This is a genomic window from Aliiroseovarius salicola, from assembly GCF_027891095.1.
Lineage (GTDB): Bacteria > Pseudomonadota > Alphaproteobacteria > Rhodobacterales > Rhodobacteraceae > Aliiroseovarius > Aliiroseovarius salicola.
Genome location: NZ_JAQIIO010000002.1, coordinates 1 through 15024 on the forward strand (window position 1 = coordinate 1; position 15024 = coordinate 15024).

Annotated in this window: 14 protein-coding genes; 10 read left to right on the forward strand and 4 right to left on the reverse strand. The window is 58.2% G+C overall.

Annotated features, from left to right (window positions below; genetic code table 11):
• Positions 1–329 precede the first annotated feature (329 nt).
• Positions 330–545, forward strand: coding sequence for a sensor histidine kinase (locus O2N63_RS03595; RefSeq protein ID WP_408629782.1), 216 nt, complete (start codon positions 330–332; stop codon positions 543–545).
• A 42-nt stretch (positions 546–587) separates the two neighbouring features.
• Here O2N63_RS03595 and O2N63_RS03600 read toward each other — a convergent pair whose 3' ends face one another.
• Complete coding sequence (locus tag O2N63_RS03600; RefSeq protein WP_271052830.1) at positions 588–1172, reverse strand: hypothetical protein; 585 nt, start codon at positions 1170–1172, stop codon at positions 588–590.
• A gap of 52 nt (positions 1173–1224) precedes the next feature.
• Here O2N63_RS03600 and O2N63_RS03605 point away from each other — a divergent pair, with 52 nt between their 5' ends.
• Positions 1225–1764 (forward strand): Crp/Fnr family transcriptional regulator, encoded by a 540-nt coding sequence (locus O2N63_RS03605; RefSeq protein WP_271052831.1) that lies wholly within the window; start codon positions 1225–1227, stop codon positions 1762–1764.
• Positions 1765–1838: 74 nt separating this feature from the next.
• Here the strand turns inward: O2N63_RS03605 and O2N63_RS03610 are convergent, their stop codons facing one another.
• Complete coding sequence (locus O2N63_RS03610) at positions 1839–5051, reverse strand: reductive dehalogenase (protein ID WP_271052833.1); 3213 nt, start codon at positions 5049–5051, stop codon at positions 1839–1841.
• Complete coding sequence (locus O2N63_RS03615) at positions 5051–6715, reverse strand: sulfatase-like hydrolase/transferase (RefSeq protein ID WP_271052836.1); 1665 nt, start codon at positions 6713–6715, stop codon at positions 5051–5053. Before O2N63_RS03615 ends, O2N63_RS03610 begins: the two co-directional genes overlap by 1 nt.
• A 316-nt stretch (positions 6716–7031) precedes the next feature.
• Between O2N63_RS03615 and O2N63_RS03620 the strand changes: the two genes are divergently transcribed.
• The 8 genes from O2N63_RS03620 to O2N63_RS03655 all read left to right on the forward strand — a co-directional run bounded on the left by O2N63_RS03620 (position 7032) and on the right by O2N63_RS03655 (position 14237).
• A complete protein-coding gene (locus tag O2N63_RS03620; RefSeq protein ID WP_271052837.1) occupies positions 7032–7283 on the forward strand; it encodes a DUF6732 family protein in 252 nt (83 codons plus the stop codon).
• A gap of 3 nt (positions 7284–7286) precedes the next feature.
• Positions 7287–8579, forward strand: coding sequence for a sirohydrochlorin chelatase (locus O2N63_RS03625; protein WP_271052838.1), 1293 nt, complete (start codon positions 7287–7289; stop codon positions 8577–8579).
• The gene (locus O2N63_RS03630; protein WP_271052839.1) at positions 8576–9229 is read left to right on the forward strand and encodes a precorrin-8X methylmutase; all 654 of its coding nucleotides are present in this window, start codon (positions 8576–8578) and stop codon (positions 9227–9229) included. The genes O2N63_RS03625 and O2N63_RS03630 overlap by 4 nt, the downstream gene beginning before the upstream one ends.
• Positions 9226–10425 carry a precorrin-6y C5,15-methyltransferase (decarboxylating) subunit CbiE gene (gene cbiE, locus O2N63_RS03635; protein WP_271052841.1) on the forward strand — a complete coding sequence of 400 codons (1200 nt, stop codon included), beginning with the start codon at positions 9226–9228 and terminating at the stop codon, positions 10423–10425. The genes O2N63_RS03630 and cbiE overlap by 4 nt, the downstream gene beginning before the upstream one ends.
• Complete coding sequence (gene cobI, locus O2N63_RS03640) at positions 10422–11123, forward strand: precorrin-2 C(20)-methyltransferase (protein ID WP_271053351.1); 702 nt, start codon at positions 10422–10424, stop codon at positions 11121–11123. Before cbiE ends, cobI begins: the two co-directional genes overlap by 4 nt.
• Positions 11114–12913: a precorrin-3B C(17)-methyltransferase gene (cobJ, locus tag O2N63_RS03645; RefSeq protein ID WP_271052844.1), complete on the forward strand. Its 1800-nt coding sequence runs from the start codon at positions 11114–11116 to the stop codon at positions 12911–12913. Before cobI ends, cobJ begins: the two co-directional genes overlap by 10 nt.
• Positions 12910–13701: a precorrin-4 C(11)-methyltransferase gene (gene cobM, locus O2N63_RS03650; protein ID WP_271052845.1), complete on the forward strand. Its 792-nt coding sequence runs from the start codon at positions 12910–12912 to the stop codon at positions 13699–13701. The genes cobJ and cobM overlap by 4 nt, the downstream gene beginning before the upstream one ends.
• Positions 13702–13883: 182 nt before the next feature.
• Positions 13884–14237: a hypothetical protein gene (locus O2N63_RS03655; protein ID WP_271052847.1), complete on the forward strand. Its 354-nt coding sequence runs from the start codon at positions 13884–13886 to the stop codon at positions 14235–14237.
• Positions 14238–14432: 195 nt separating this feature from the next.
• On the opposite strand, the gene O2N63_RS03660 is transcribed toward O2N63_RS03655, so the two are convergent.
• Positions 14433–14975, reverse strand: coding sequence for a L,D-transpeptidase family protein (locus tag O2N63_RS03660; RefSeq protein ID WP_271052849.1), 543 nt, complete (start codon positions 14973–14975; stop codon positions 14433–14435).
• Positions 14976–15024 lie beyond the last annotated feature (49 nt).

Genomic DNA, 15024 nt, shown 5'->3' on the forward strand with positions numbered 1-15024 from the left:
ACCCAATGCGGACGATCATCTATGCTTTCTACGACACGAGGCGACCTTTGTGAGCGAACTGAGGTTTAGCCATTTGGTGAATGCGCGCCGTGCCCAACCGTCGCCAAGGACTTCTAGTCGTCGTGCGTCGATTGCCGCAGCCGGCGACAGGTCCCCTCTTACAAGATAAATTGAATCAGGAAGCGTACACGCCACATAAAGGGTTATTTCTCCGCCCGGGTTGTCGACGCATAGTTCGCAGCGCCCTTTATGGTTCAGAAACCACCAGAGCCTTTTGGCATCCTTTTGGACGGTTAGCTCTAGCCGTATTAGGCAGCGCTTTGTGCCGAATGCTTTGGGATTGGTTGAGCTTCCCAGGCTCCAGACGAGAAAACCTTTTTCAACCCTTCTCGGGATCAAATCGCAAAGGTGGGGCCGGACTTGGACTTGCGATTTCAGCGGAACTTATCAAGGGGCATGGGGGAGATCTTTCGCTGGAGAAATCAGATGAAAGCGGCACGAGTTTCCGAATTGTGCTTCCGAAAGAAGTTGAGGGTCAGGTTTGAGCACTCAATGAGGATTGCGGTTCCACGAACCATTATCCACACTCAGTTATCATCACATCCATTGTGCTTGCGCCACATTTCTACATCATGCCCGTCAGGAACGGTTTGGCACGGATCGGAAGTATACCCCCGTAATTCTGAGTATTGTGAAATTTGCTCCGTGGATAGAATGTCAAAGCTTGTTAAATGCCGCGACAGATGGATGTAGCGCAAATTCGCACGAGCGGCCTCGGCGTCGGCAATTAGTATACGCAACTTTGATAACGAAAGTTCGCCAGACTTGAAGCCCTGATCAAGAGCTCGCTCTGCTTGGATTAGCACCGTCCCTTGGACAACGGCCTCTGATTTCATAACTTCATAAATCATTTGCATTTCAGCAACTTGCGAAGATGTCAGTGCAAGTTCGGTTTGCAACTCCAACACATGTGCTGGCCCCGGATATCCATTCAACTCGGCTGGCAGGGCCATACCCCAGCCTGCACCGCTTTGCAGTTCCTCGATGTCTTTCGGGGAAAGACTGGCAATGTCTCGTGTCTGAAATCCTTTGTAGGGCTGATCGTTGGATTCAGTCAGGGCAGGCGTTCCCATTGTGATTATCAGAATGGCAGTCAATAAAAGCGATTTCATGAATTGGCTCCTTCTCTTGCAAAAGGTCTGTCGCATTTGCTCACAACCCGATATGATAGCAATCATGTTGGCCGGGTTTTCCTCACTATTTGATCGGGCGCAAGACCGCCGATTTGACGCGGGAACAACCGTGTTCCACACGGGAGCACGCGTTATTCAAGTTTTTTTCGTGAAAGACGGCTGTGCCGTTTTGCAGCGACCACTTGCAAACGGAAATGCGGTTTGCCAGCAAAGGGCCAAAACGGGTGAGGTGGTAGCCGAGGCTTCAGTCTATGCGGACCGATACCATTGTGATTGTTCTGTTACCGAGCCAACAACGTTGGCCGCTCTGCCACTTCAAGAGTTCAGGCGTGCCTTGCAAGCAGATGCGGGCCTATCCGAAGCGTGGGCCTCGTATCTGGCCAAGGCAGTTCAAAGAACGCGTATGCGTGCGGAAATTCTCACCCTCAACACCGTTTCGGAAAAACTGGATGCTTGGTTGGCAGAATACGGTCCTCTTCCAGAGAAAGGGCAGTGGCAGGGTGTTGCAAGCGAGCTTTCGGTGAGTAGAGAGGCCTTTTACCGCGAACTCGCAAAGCGTCGATCAGACTAGACATGAGGCTGGCAGAACAATCATCTGCATATTCGCAGCGAGTTCACACTGCGCCAGCCTGCCGACCTTTCGCGTTACAAATCCAGTCCAATCACCCCGCCTTCATCCCGTGCACGGCTCTGGCACAATATAATCGCTTTCTCGCGCTGGGCATTCGACAGTACAAAATCGCGGTGCTCTATGTCTCCTGAGTTTACGCCGCATTTGCAAACGCCGCAGAGCCCGTCAGAGCATTTTACATCCACATGAATGCCATTGGCATTCAAGACGTCCGCGGCCGTCTGATCTTCGGGGACCGTCAGTTCACGCCCATCTTTGAGCCGCAAAATAAAGGGGTGGTTCTCGTAGTCTGGTTGTTCCGGGACCGAGAAATATTCCAGATGCCGTGCTTCGTCCGGATATCCCTGCCGCGCAGCGCTCTGCATAACGGCGTCCATATAACGCTCGGCCCCGCAGCAGTAGACATGCCACCCATTCTGATAGCCGGTCAAAACTTTGTCGAAGTCGGCCCGGGTGCCCTCATCCGAGAAATGGTAGTGCACTTTATCCGCCCAGGGCATTGCCGCAAGATCTTCAAGATAGCCCGCATTCGCTCGACGGCTGGCAGAATAGTGCAGCTCAAACTCTTTTCCCAATGCGTGCAGGCGATGGGCAAAGGCGATCATGGGTGTGATGCCGATGCCGCCCCCCATGAGGAGGGTTTTGGTCGCGGTCTCATCCAGTTCGAAATGGTTGATCGGTTTCGAGATGAACACTTTACGACCCGGTTCAAAGATCCGATGCAAAAGCGCAGATCCCCCGCGCCCATCCTCTTCGCGCAGCACTCCGATCTGATAAGAGCTCCGATCTGCGGGATTACCGGACATGGAATACTGACGCAGGAATTCTGGGCTCACCAAGACATCCAAATGAGCCCCTGCGGTCCACTCTGGCAGGGGGCTGTCATCAAGCGCGGTGAACTCGTATTTGGTGACGGAATCGGTCATTTCCCCTGTGTTAGAGACTAATACCTGCATCACCGGTGCGTCCCCGTCGATTGTGAAACGGTGCACCATCGACAGATCGCCTTTGGCTTTTCGGGCACGATATTCCTCAACTGAAATCATCGCGTCATAGGCCGCAATTCCGGCTTCACGATCCATGGGAAACGGGTAGGGGTATGGGGGCGGCGAGAGGTCCGCAGGGTAGGCGGCGAGCGTCTGGTCTTCGGGCTTTAGGTCAATTTCGCGCGACAGTTCCCGGCGGTTCACGTCCTTTTCCGTGGGGTGATATCCTCCATCGTCCGCCAACTCCAAATCCCACCACCAGGTTTTGACCGGGTTGATCTCGCCATGTCCTGCGACGTCATCCAGCTTGGCCAGCACCGGTGCTGCGGCAGGGATGTGCGAGGCCGCCCAGCGGAACGGGGTCTGGGCAAACAGCCCTTCGAGGTTCCACGGGCAGGTCTTCATGCATCGTCCACACATCGCACCCCCTTGCTGGGTCACGCGATAGGTGGTGCATTTCTGGGCATCCGACTTCCAGATCTCATACCCGTTGAACATACGCTTCGGGCCTGCCGTGATCGCGCCGGAGGGGCATTCACGGGCACATTTATTGCAGGCGTCACAGAAGGCTTGCAGGCCGAAATCAATCGGTTTGTCATGCCCCATCGGCATGTCGGTGGTGACGACGCCGGATTTCAGGCGCGGCCCCAGATAGGGGTTGAGGATCACATCACCGATGCGCGAGACCTCACCCAACCCTGCGAGCAACAGAAGCGGCGGTTGTAGCACGGTGCCGTCCATCACGGTGTGTGCTTTGGCAGAATAGCCGAGATTTCTGATCTGTTGGGCGATGACACCGCCAATGAGCGCAAATCGCAGATAGGCGCGCATGGATTGGCTGACGGCGATCCAGTCATCTCCTGATGCCCCTTCCATCGTCTCAAACCCCTGATCGACAATCATCGAGATGGCATTGTCATGGGTCGGGTGGATCTCGGCCCCTGTGGCGTCATGGGAATACCAGCACCAGTCCGGGCAACGCGATGTGCCGGCTGCGTCGACCCCGAGAAAATAGCTTGCGGCCCGAAGATTATCGGCATTGCGCTCCGCGTCAGTGGGGTGGTGGGCGTCCGAAGATGTGCCATCCTGCAGGGGAACAAAGGCCCCAAGCAAGCGGCGCTGCGCGTAGCTTGGTGCAGACTTACGCACGTAATGCCCGCCTTTCGACGCTTCTTGCAGGTGTTTCCCCATGTCACCGAATTGACTGCGGGCAAACATGTCAGAGCGTTTCGGGACGCGGGCCACATTGGGTTCGTCGATATAGGTGGTCGGATCGTCGACGCGCTTCAGCCGTTCAAACGGATGCGGACCATGCCGGTAGTCACGTTTGGCATATGGGTCACGGGTGAGCGCCGATTTTACATGCCCATTGCCGGGTCCGGTGCCACCCAGCCACCAGCCGGGGCCGGAGGTGGCGTGCCAGGGCTGTTCGGACATAGGGGCAAGCGGCGCGTCATGGGCAAGACCCATATCCGTGGTAACAACCGCCACGCCAAAGCGGTTGTCCAACCACGGGGCCACCAGTTGGCCATTCTCGGCGACAGCAAGACCGGAGGTCACGGCAAGCTGGTTTAGATCCACTTCCGTCGACATCGGGCTATGGGCCATAGCGTCAAAGCCCAGAAGCCGGATGTAGTTGGCGACCACCACGGCCGTTTCGGTCGCACGCAGGCAGGCGCGGTGATCCTGCGCATCAAGGATCCAGTCAGCCCCCCGTTCATCCGGGCGTGGGTCGCGCATGTGTTCGACCAGAAATACAATCGCATTGGGATGATCAACCCGACGCGGTATGCGATCCATCGAGGCTTTGAGGTCCGCCATAATCACGTCGATCCCTGCGGCAAGGGTGCGGATCTCGCGCGTCTTGAGCGCTTCGGCCAGTCTGGGAATGTCGGGGTTGTGGCGTGGTTCTTGCAGGTATGCGCTTGCGGGTATCGGACCGATGCCAACCATGGAGGTATCAAGATAATACCCGAATGATTTCAAGTGGTTGGTGCGTTCCTGAAGGTCAGCTGGAATGCGCCCCTTTTCGGGGTTCACGTCCCCGTCGCGGATCGCGTCCATCATCGCCTGAAACTCACCCATTGCATTGACAATGCTCGCGGGCTGTTCCGGGCGGTGAAACGAAAGCGGGGGCATGGTGGGCACGTTTGAGAGATCTGTCTTCTCCGTGCGTTTCAACCGCTCAAGTGGGTAAGGCCCCAGATGTACAGGGCGTTTTTTGTCGGAAAAGAACTTCATCAGTTTTCCTCAACCGGTGTTGCCTTGCCTTGGTAGGCCGCAGTGAATTCCTCAGGCAGCCCTTCGTCGCCGTAATAGCCCATCAGAATGCCAACCTGTTCCGGTCCACCTTGGCGGCGGGCGCGGATCTCTTCGTCGGAAATGGTGGTGCGTTGCGACTGGCGTTTGGCCCAATGGTGCAGGTGGTCATACATCTGCGCGATGATCTCGGCGTGATCTGCGCTGGTGCCCAGATCGGTGAATTCCTGAGGGTCCACCTCAAGATCAAACAGCATCGGGCTGAACCCACCCTCCGCATGGATCAGCTTCCAGCGCTCTGTGACCACCATAAACAGGCGGCAATCACGTGGGGCCAGCCCCAGTCGATCCGCCATCGGTGAGGTGGAGTAGTCATATTCACTGATCGCAAAATCGCGCCATTCGCTCTCTTCACCCCTCAGAAGTGGAACCAGTGATCTCCCTTCGAGAATGTGGTCAGCCACTTTGCCGCCCGCCATGTCCACGAAAGTGGCGGCGAGGTCGATCTGTTCGATGAGCTTACTCGACACCGTGCCACGCGTGGCATCCGCTTCGGAGCGTGGATCGGCGATGATCAGCGGCACCCGCACCGATGGGTCGTGGAAGAAATCCTTTTCACCCATCCAGTGATCACCCATGTAATCGCCATGATCCGAGGTGAGCACGATCACGGTTTTTTCAGCCTGACCCGTTTCGTCGAGATAATCGAGGATTCGTCCCAGATGATCGTCGCATTGCTTGATCAGACCCATATAGGCGGGGATCACCACGTCACGCACGTCGTTGCGTGAGAAGGCAGCAGAGAGTTTGCCGTGCAGATAGGCGTCAAACACCGGGTGGGCGTCTGTGCGTTCCTTGTCCGACCGCACCACGGGCTGGATGTCCTCGATCCCATACATATCGTGATAAGGGGCGGGTACGATATAGGGCCAATGGGGTTTGATGTAGCTGAGATGTGCACACCACGGATCTCGGCCCCTCTTCGCCTCCATGAAATCGATGGCACGGTCGGTGAGCCAGGGGGTTTCGCTGTCCCCTTCCCGAATATTGGCGGGTTTGCCCGCGTGCTTCATCAAAAAACCGCTGGCGATGTCACCGTCGCCATCGATCCCCGCGTTCGCATGGTCATGCCACGGGTTATGATCGGTATAACCTTTCTCGCGCAGATACGCGTTATAGGGCGAGCGCCTCTGGTCATAAAACCCCTTCGGCCCCTCAGCCCAGAGCCCATCGTCACGGAGCCAGATGTCAAAACCACACTCACCCACGCGAGCGCCAATGACCGAATCAGGAGCCAGCCCCAAGCGCGCCATTCCTTCGCTATCAGCCTTCATATGGGTCTTGCCGATCAGCCAGCAATCCATCCCGGCTTTTCGCAAGTGGTCCCCCATGGTGATCTCCCCAACCTTTAGGGGAAAATTGTTGTAGGCCGCCCCATGGGACGAAACATAGCGACCGGTATAGGTGCTCATCCGGCTCGATCCGCAAACAGGGGACTGGCAATAGGCCCGGTCAAACCGGACACCGCGCGCTGCCACCCGGTCGAAATTAGGCGTTTCCAACGTCTTGTGACCCGCGCAGCTGAGGTAATCAAAGCGCAGCTGGTCATACATGATGAACAGGATATTCGGTGCTGTTTTCCCCATGGATCATGCGCTCCTCGTTGCGAATGCGGCGATATGAGCATGGCGAATCGCGGCAGGGAAGAGAAATTGGATCCAATCCGAAAATTTTAACAAGTGAGAGAGTCGCTGCTGGGACACTGCCTGCCGTGTTTTTCATTGCGAGCACCGGGATTGCTGCATATACCCGCTCGTGACGAAGCCCTACGGGCCAGAGAGGTTGGCTGCCTGCCATCGACCCAGTCAGGGGATGAAAGGCAGCGTCGTCCGAGATGCAGGCGCATAGACCGCTGCATCCGATGTCTCTTTTCTGCGCCCCGAACCCGCGAAAGGAAGACCCATGTCGAAATCCCTTCTTCTGTCAGCTGCTGTGGTTGCACTGACCACAGCTCCTGCCATGGCCCATATTGGTCATTTGGGTGAAGTGGCTGGTCACGGCCATTGGGGCGCAATTATTTTCCTTGGTGGGGCTGCTGCCGTAGGTCTTTGGGCTGCGATCAAAGGCAAGAAAGACGCCGAGAAAGCCGAAGCAGAAGGCGCGGAAGAAGACGCCGAAGAAGAGATCGGTGATGAAGAGCTGGTGGGGGCCTGATCCATGACCACTCAGCAGGATGCCCAAGCTAAGAAATTTGGTGTGATGATCTGTGGGCACGGCTCGCGCAGCCAAGCCGCCGTGGATGAATTCAAAGTGCTGGCGGAAAAGCTTCCAGCGCTGCTACCTGACAATTGGATGGTGGATTATGGCTATCTGGAGTTCGCCAACCCGGTGATCCGGGACGGGCTGGACAATCTGCGGGAAGCAGGTTGTGATCGGATCCTTGCGGTGCCGGGGATGCTCTTTGCCGCGATGCACTCGAAGAACGATATTCCGACCGTGCTGAACACCTATGCCACCAAACATGGCATTGATGTGAGCTATGGGCGCGAGCTGGGCGTAGACCCGAAAATGGTGGCGGCAGCCGGTGCTCGTATTCGCGATGCGGTTGATGCGGCCAATGCAGAACATGGCGAGGTGCCGCTGGAGGAAACCTGTCTGGTGGTGATCGGGCGCGGCGCATCTGACCCCGACGCCAACGCAAACGTGTCGAAAATCGCGCGTCTGCTGCAGGAAGGCATGGGCTTCGGCTGGCTGGAAGTGGGCTATTCCGGCGTGACCTTCCCGCTGGTGGAACCCTGCCTGACCCACACCGCCAAGCTGGGTTACAAACGCGTCGTCGTCTTCCCCTATTTCCTCTTCACCGGCATCCTGATCGACCGGATTTATGGTTTCACTGACCGCGTGGCCGAACGTCATCCCGAGATCCAGTTCGTGAAAGCCGGGTATCTGAACGATCACGAGAAGGTTCTGGAAACCTTTGCCGAGCGGATCACCGAACAGGTGGGTGCGATGCCACCGCCCAACTGCGGTACCTGTGCTTATCGCGATCAGGTTTTGGCGCTGGACGACCCAAAAGTGGCGGCGATCTCCGCAGAGGATCGTGCCAAGCATCCGGCTTTTTCCGACACACCCCCGCCGACCTGCGTGATGTGCAAATACCGCGTGGAAGTGCTGGGTTTTGAAAGCGAGCTGGGGGCGGTGCAGGAAAGCCACCACCACCATGTGGAAGGGCAGGGGGCAAACGCGCCCGGTTCGACCGTCGAGACCTGCACGCTCTGCGACAATTTCTGCACCGGCGCCTGCCGGTTGGACATGGATCATCACCACCACCACCACGATCATTCGCATGATCACCACCATCATCACGACCATGCCCACGATCACTCTCACGATCATGGCCATCACCATCATCACCATGGTCATGACCACCATCATGATCACGATCACCACCACCCGGAATACCCTCATGCCAAACACCCGCATGGCCCGGAATCGGCCCGCGTAAAATGAGTACACGTCCGCCCTTGCGCTATGAGCGTGACCCGATGGCAATCTATGCCGAGAGCTTTGCAACCTTGCGCCGTGAAGCCCGGCTGGAACGCTTTCCCGGCGGCATGGCCGCACTTGCCACCCGTGTGATCCACGCCTGTGGCATGGTGGAAGTGGCCGATCGTTTGGCCTTCTCGGAAAACGCCTATCAGGCGGGTCATGAAGCGCTGAAATTTGGCGCACCGGTGTTTTGCGATTGCGAGATGGTCGGCGCGGGGATCATCCGCCGCTACCTGCCTGCGGAAAACGAGGTGATTGTCACCCTCAACGACCCGCGCACGCCGGATCTGGCGAAAGAGATTGGCAATACCCGCTCTGCCGCCGCTGTGGAACTCTGGGCCGACAAGCTTGAAGGCGCCGTGGTTGCCGTGGGCAACGCCCCCACCGCGCTCTTCCACCTGTTGGAACTGATCGACGCGGGTGGACCAAAACCCGCCGTGATCCTTGGGTTTCCCGTGGGATTTGTCGGTGCTGCCGAAAGCAAAGCAGAACTGGCGAACAATTCCCGTGGTTGCGAATACGTCGCCCTGCGTGGACGTCGTGGCGGATCAGCGATTGCTTCTGCTGCGGTAAACGCGCTGGCGGCTGGACTGCCGGAGGAGAAGGTATGACGCAGCCTTGGCTTCACATTATCGGCATCGGCGAAGATGGGCTTGACGGTCTGACGCCGGCCACCCGCGCGGTAATCGATGCAGCCGATGTGATCGTTGGCGGCAAACGCCATCACGAAATGCTCGATACGCAAGCCGAGCGCCTCGCTTGGCCGTCGCCGTTTGATGCGCTGATAGGCGAGCTTGAGGCCCGTCGTGGACAAACCGTCGCCGTGCTGGCCTCTGGCGATCCGCTCTGGTTTTCGGTTGGGGCCAAGATCGGCCGCCATCTCGATCCGGCGGAACTTGTATATCATCCGCAGGTTGGCGCCTTCCAGCTGGCCGCCGCTCGCATGGGCTGGTCAATGGCGGACCTGGAAACGCTCACCGTGCATGGTCGCCCGGTTGAGCAGATGATTGCCTTCATTCAGCCAGATGTACGGCTCTTGATCCTGACCACAGGCGCGGAAACGCCCCAGCAGATCGCCAAATTTCTCACCGAGCGAGGCTTTGGTGGGTCGCGTCTTACCGTGCTGGCCCATATGGGGGGCGAGAAGGAAGAGCGCTTTGACGGGGTGGCGGAGAGCTGGGACCACGACGTGCCCGCGTTCAATACGCTTGCTGTGGAATGTATCGCCGCGCCGGATGCAGCCCTTATGCCCCGCGTGCCGGGACTTGCAGACAAGCTTTTCCAAAGCGACGGCACCATGACCAAGCAAGAGGTGCGCGCGATCACGCTGGCGAAACTGATGCCAATGCGTGGTGCACTGCTCTGGGACATCGGTACGGGCTGCGGTTCGGTTGCAGTCGAATGGATGCGAGGGGCACGTTACGCCCGTGCAATCGGGATTGAACCCAAACCCGAACGCCGCGCCATGGCGGCCGCCAACGCCCTGGCGCTGGGTGTGCCACGTTTGGAACTGGTAGACGGCACGGTGCCCGCAGCGCTTGATGGTCTGGAAGCCCCAGACGCCGTTTTCATCGGTGGGGGTCTCAGTGAAGAGGTGTTTGACGCCGCTTGGGCCGCCCTGCGTCCGTTGGGACGGCTGGTCGCCAATGCCGTCACCATCGAAAGCGAAATGTGCCTGGCAGCGCTGCATGCCAAACATGGCGGCCAACTGGTAAAGCTCTCGGTTGAACGCGCCGAAGCGCTGGGGCCGCTTTCCGGGTGGAAACCCATGCGCCCGGTCACACAATGGAGCTTGATCAAGAGATGAGTGGAACCCTTTACGGGATCGGCCTTGGCCCGGGGGATCCCGAGCTGATGACGCTGAAGGCTGCGCGGCTGATCGCGGCGGCCAAAGTGGTGGCCTATCCGGCGCTGGAATGTGGCAACAGCTTTGCGCGGTCCATTGCCACCGACCTGATCTCCCCGGATGCGGACGAAATCACTATTGCAGTCCCCATGACGGTGGAGCGCGCCCCGGCACAGGCGGCCTATGATGCGGGTGCTGCACAGATCGCCGAGCGACTTGCCGCCGGAAACGATGTAGTTGTGCTCTGCGAGGGCGATCCGTTTTTCTACGGTTCTTTCATGTATCTATTTGCGCGGCTGTCGGATCGGTTTGACTGCGAAATCATCCCCGGCGTGACGTCAATCACCACCGTAGCCGCCCGTGCCAAACGCCCGCTTGTGGCCCGCAATGAACGCCTGACCGTGCTGCCCGGCCCGCTTGATGAGGGTGAGTTGCGGTCGCGTATTGAAGGGGCGGAAAGCGTGGCGATCATGAAGGTTGGGCGTCATCTGCCCAAGATCCGCGCCGTAATAGACGATCTCGGTCTGACCGACAAAGCCACTTATGTGGAGCGCGCCAGCCTGCCTGAAGAGGTTGTGCTGCCGCTATCCGAAGCCCCTGAAAAGGCACCATATTTCTCGATGATCCTGCTTGCGAAAGGAACCGATCCATGGCTGTAAGCCCTGTTGTCATTTGTCTGAACTCATCAGGCGAAGCATTGGCCCACCGGGTCGCCGCGCTGTTGGGCGCACAGGTCCATGGCCGCGAAAGCCGGGTTGAAAAGGCCGATGCCTTTTTCCCCAATGCGCTGGATCATGTGCGTATGCTCTTTGCGGCGGGTACCCCGGTTGTGGGCGTTTGTGCTGCTGGCATTCTGATCCGTGCCGTGGCACCGATCCTTGCCAACAAACTGGCGGAACCTCCCGTTGTGGCGGTGGCGGATGATGGCTCTGCGGTGCTGCCCTTGCTTGGGGGCCATCGTGGTGCAAACCGTCTGGCCAGCCAGATCGCCTCTGAAATCGGGGCCACCGCTGCTGTGACCACTGCAGGTGACGTGTCGATGGGTGTGGCTTTGGACGAGCCGCCCGTGGGCTATCGTCTTGCCAATCCGAGCGACGCCAAGGACGCCATGGCGGAACTCCTGTCCGGTGCGGGCGTGTCCATTGTCGGAGAAAATATCTTCGACATCGAAGATGCAGGCGGCACGGTTGAACTTGTCGTGTCAGAAACCTCGGTTGAAACCGGTCCGACCCGTTTGGCCTATCATCCGCAGCGCTTTGCCCTCGGTGTGGGCTGTGCCCGCAATGCGGATCCCGAAGAGCTGTGGCAGAATGTGTCCGAGCAGCTGGCCGCCGCCAATATCGCACCAGAAGCCATCGCCTGCGTGACCTCGCTCGACCTCAAGGCCGATGAGTTGGCAATGAACCAACTGGCCCGCCGCCTTGACGTACCATTCCGCGTTTTCTCGGCTGCTGAACTGGAAGCCGAAACCGTGCGTCTGGCCAATCCATCTGACGTGGTGTTTGAAGAAGTGGGCTGTCATGGCGTGTCCGAAGGCGCGGCCCTTGCCGCAGCCGGCCCACAAGCCGAGCTGGTTGTTCCGAAAACCAAAACGGCCAACACCACCTGCGCTCTTGCGCGTTCGCCGGAGCCAATCACCGAGATGCGCGGTCGCACCCGTGGCAAGCTCTCGATCGTCTCGATCGGGCCGGGTCAGCACACATGGCGCACGCCAGAAGCCAGCCGCCTGTTGCAAGAGGCCGAAGAGCTGGTGGGCTACGGGCTCTACATCGACCTGATCGGCCCGCTGGCTGCTGGCAAAACCCGCTCCGATTTCCCGCTGGGCGGTGAAGAAGACCGTTGCCGTTATGCGCTGGAGCAAGCAGGCAAAGGCAAGAACGTTGCGCTGGTTTGTTCCGGCGACGCGGGCATCTATGCGATGGGCGCACTGGTTTATGAACTGTTGGACCGGACTGCGGAAGAAAAAGGCGTGTCGGATGCAGCACGTCGGGTCGAGGTGGTCTCCACACCCGGTGTGTCCGCGCTGCAAGGGGCAGCGGCCCGTGCAGGGGCACCGCTGGGCCATGATTTCTGCGCTATTTCGTTGTCGGATCTGCTGACCCATCGCGAAGACATCGTGAAGCGCCTGCACGCCGCTGCCGAAGGTGATTTCGTAATTGCCTTCTACAACCCGGTATCGATGAAACGTCGCACGCTTCTCGCTGAAGCTCGTGACATTCTGCTCAAGCATCGCCCGGCTGATACGCCGGTGATGCTGGCCTCGAACCTTGGGCGCCCGACGGAAAACATCCGCTATCGTCGCCTAGACGAGCTCGAAGTGGATGAGGTCGATATGCTGACCGTGGTGCTGGTCGGATCAAGCAATTCGCGGCTCGCCCAATTGGGCGAAGGCCCCCGTATGTTCACCCCGCGCGGCTATGCCCGCCGCATCGACGGAGATCTGTCATGACCGTTTATTTCATTGGTGCCGGTCCCGGCGACCCGGAACTTCTGACCCTTAAGGCGCAACGCATCATCGGTGAATGCCCGGTCTGCCTGTACGCCGGGTCGCTTGTGCCGCCGCAAGTGGTGGCCGGTGCGCCCGAAGGGGCCAAGGTTATGGACACCGCCTCCATGACACTTGATGACACCCACGCCGAGATCAAAGCCGCGCACGCGCGGGGTGAAGACGTGGCGCGTGTGCACTCCGGTGATCCCTCGCTATACGGTGCCATTGCAGAACAGATCCGCCGCCTGAAGGCAGATGGTATCGACTATCAGGTCATCCCCGGTGTGCCCGCCTATGCCGCCGCTGCCGCCGCTCTGGGACAAGAATTGACAATCCCCGAGATCGCGCAGTCGATTGTGCTGACCCGCATGTCGATGCAGTCCACCTCGATGCCTGAAGGTGAATCGCTGGAGAATTTCGCCAAAACCGGTGCTACGCTCGCCATCCACCTTGCGGTGCGCAATATGCGCGAGATCGAACGGGTGCTTGCTCCATATTACGGCGAAGATTGCCCAGTGGTGGTGGCCTATCGCGTGGGCTGGCCGGACGAGATGTTCATCCGTGGCACTATTGCCGACATTCGCAAGAAAGTGCGCGCCGAAAAGATCACCCGCACCGCGTTGATCCTTGTTGGTCCCGCCCTCAATTCGGGCCGCGACTTTAAGGACAGCGCGCTTTACGACCCCAAGATCCCTCATGTCTTGCGCCCAGTGGTGGGTGTGGATCTTGTTGAAGATCACAACACCTGATCCATCGACGTAGAATTTAAATGGAAAGGCGGCTCGAACCACTTCGGGCCGCCCTTTTGTATGGTGTGGCGACAACACCTTCATTCTGTGGATAGTTTGAAAAAACATCTCGACAAACAAAAGGTTAACTTGACCGTTACAATTCTCATGGCATGATTGTCTTCCACGCTGGGAGATGGATGATGCTGGAACATTTGCCGAAAGAGGTTCGTGAAGGGCTTGAAGCAGCCCGCAAACGCGACCTGAAAAAGAAATCACGCCTGCGCATTCGCGTTAACGAGGAAGTGTTTCCGGTGCTGAAATTCTGGGAAACTGGTTTTTCTCTGGACGCAGCACGCGCACCCCATTTGCGCGGGTTGGTGGATCTCTATGACGGCAGCCGCCACCTTTATCAGTGCCTGATTGTCGCCTCGGAAGAGGAAGACGGGCAGATGATATACGAATTCAAGCGCAAGGCTGAGGCCCATGATAACGCGCCGCTCGATTTCGCCCGCGACGAGGACGCCCCTGTGGGATTGATTGCCAAAGAGGTTTGATCAAGAAAACGGCATAATCCAGTTGGTGAAGCGCCGTTTGGTGAAGCGCTGTGCAGTTGAATCGATCATTGCCTCATCTTCTGACTATAAATATCCTGGGGTTCGAGGGCATTTTGGAATTGGTCTGGGAGACCAATTCGCCCGTAGAACCGGCAGAGCCCCCAGGCTCACGATGTGAGCCAAGCTCAGCCCAGATCATGGGCGTATCTCAACCTCTGTCCCGTCCGGGGTAATGGACCAAAGCTCCTCAATTTCTGTATCAGAGACTGCAATGCAACCTGCGGTCCAATCAGAGGGTATAGTCGCAAAGCGGCCAAACCCGTTTGGTTGGCCATGGATGAAGATATCTCCACCAGGACTGATCCCCGCCGCCTTGGCGCGGGTGATATCCTCTTGCTGCGGGTAGTCAATCCCGAGAGACAGGTGATACGCGCTATTCGGATTGCGGTGGGTGATCTTGAATACCCCTTCCGGGGTCTTGCCATCCCCTTCCACTTTCTTGTCGCCTTCCGGGGCAAATCCCAATGCAATCTTGTAGATTTTCAGCGGCCTCCCTTCGCGAAAGACCGTCATTTTGCGTGCAGATTTCTCCACAACAATCCGGTCGATCTGCCCGGTGATCGGTTCCATGATTGGCGGTGACGATATGGGCGCCAGACGATCCCAGAGCACCACACAGGCAATTGTGAGCAGTGCGACGAGGGACACTCGGGAAAAGAAACGGGCCAGGATCTGCATGTGCAGAAACTGGCCCAGCCGGTTTGGGATCGCAACCGGAAGCGGAGTG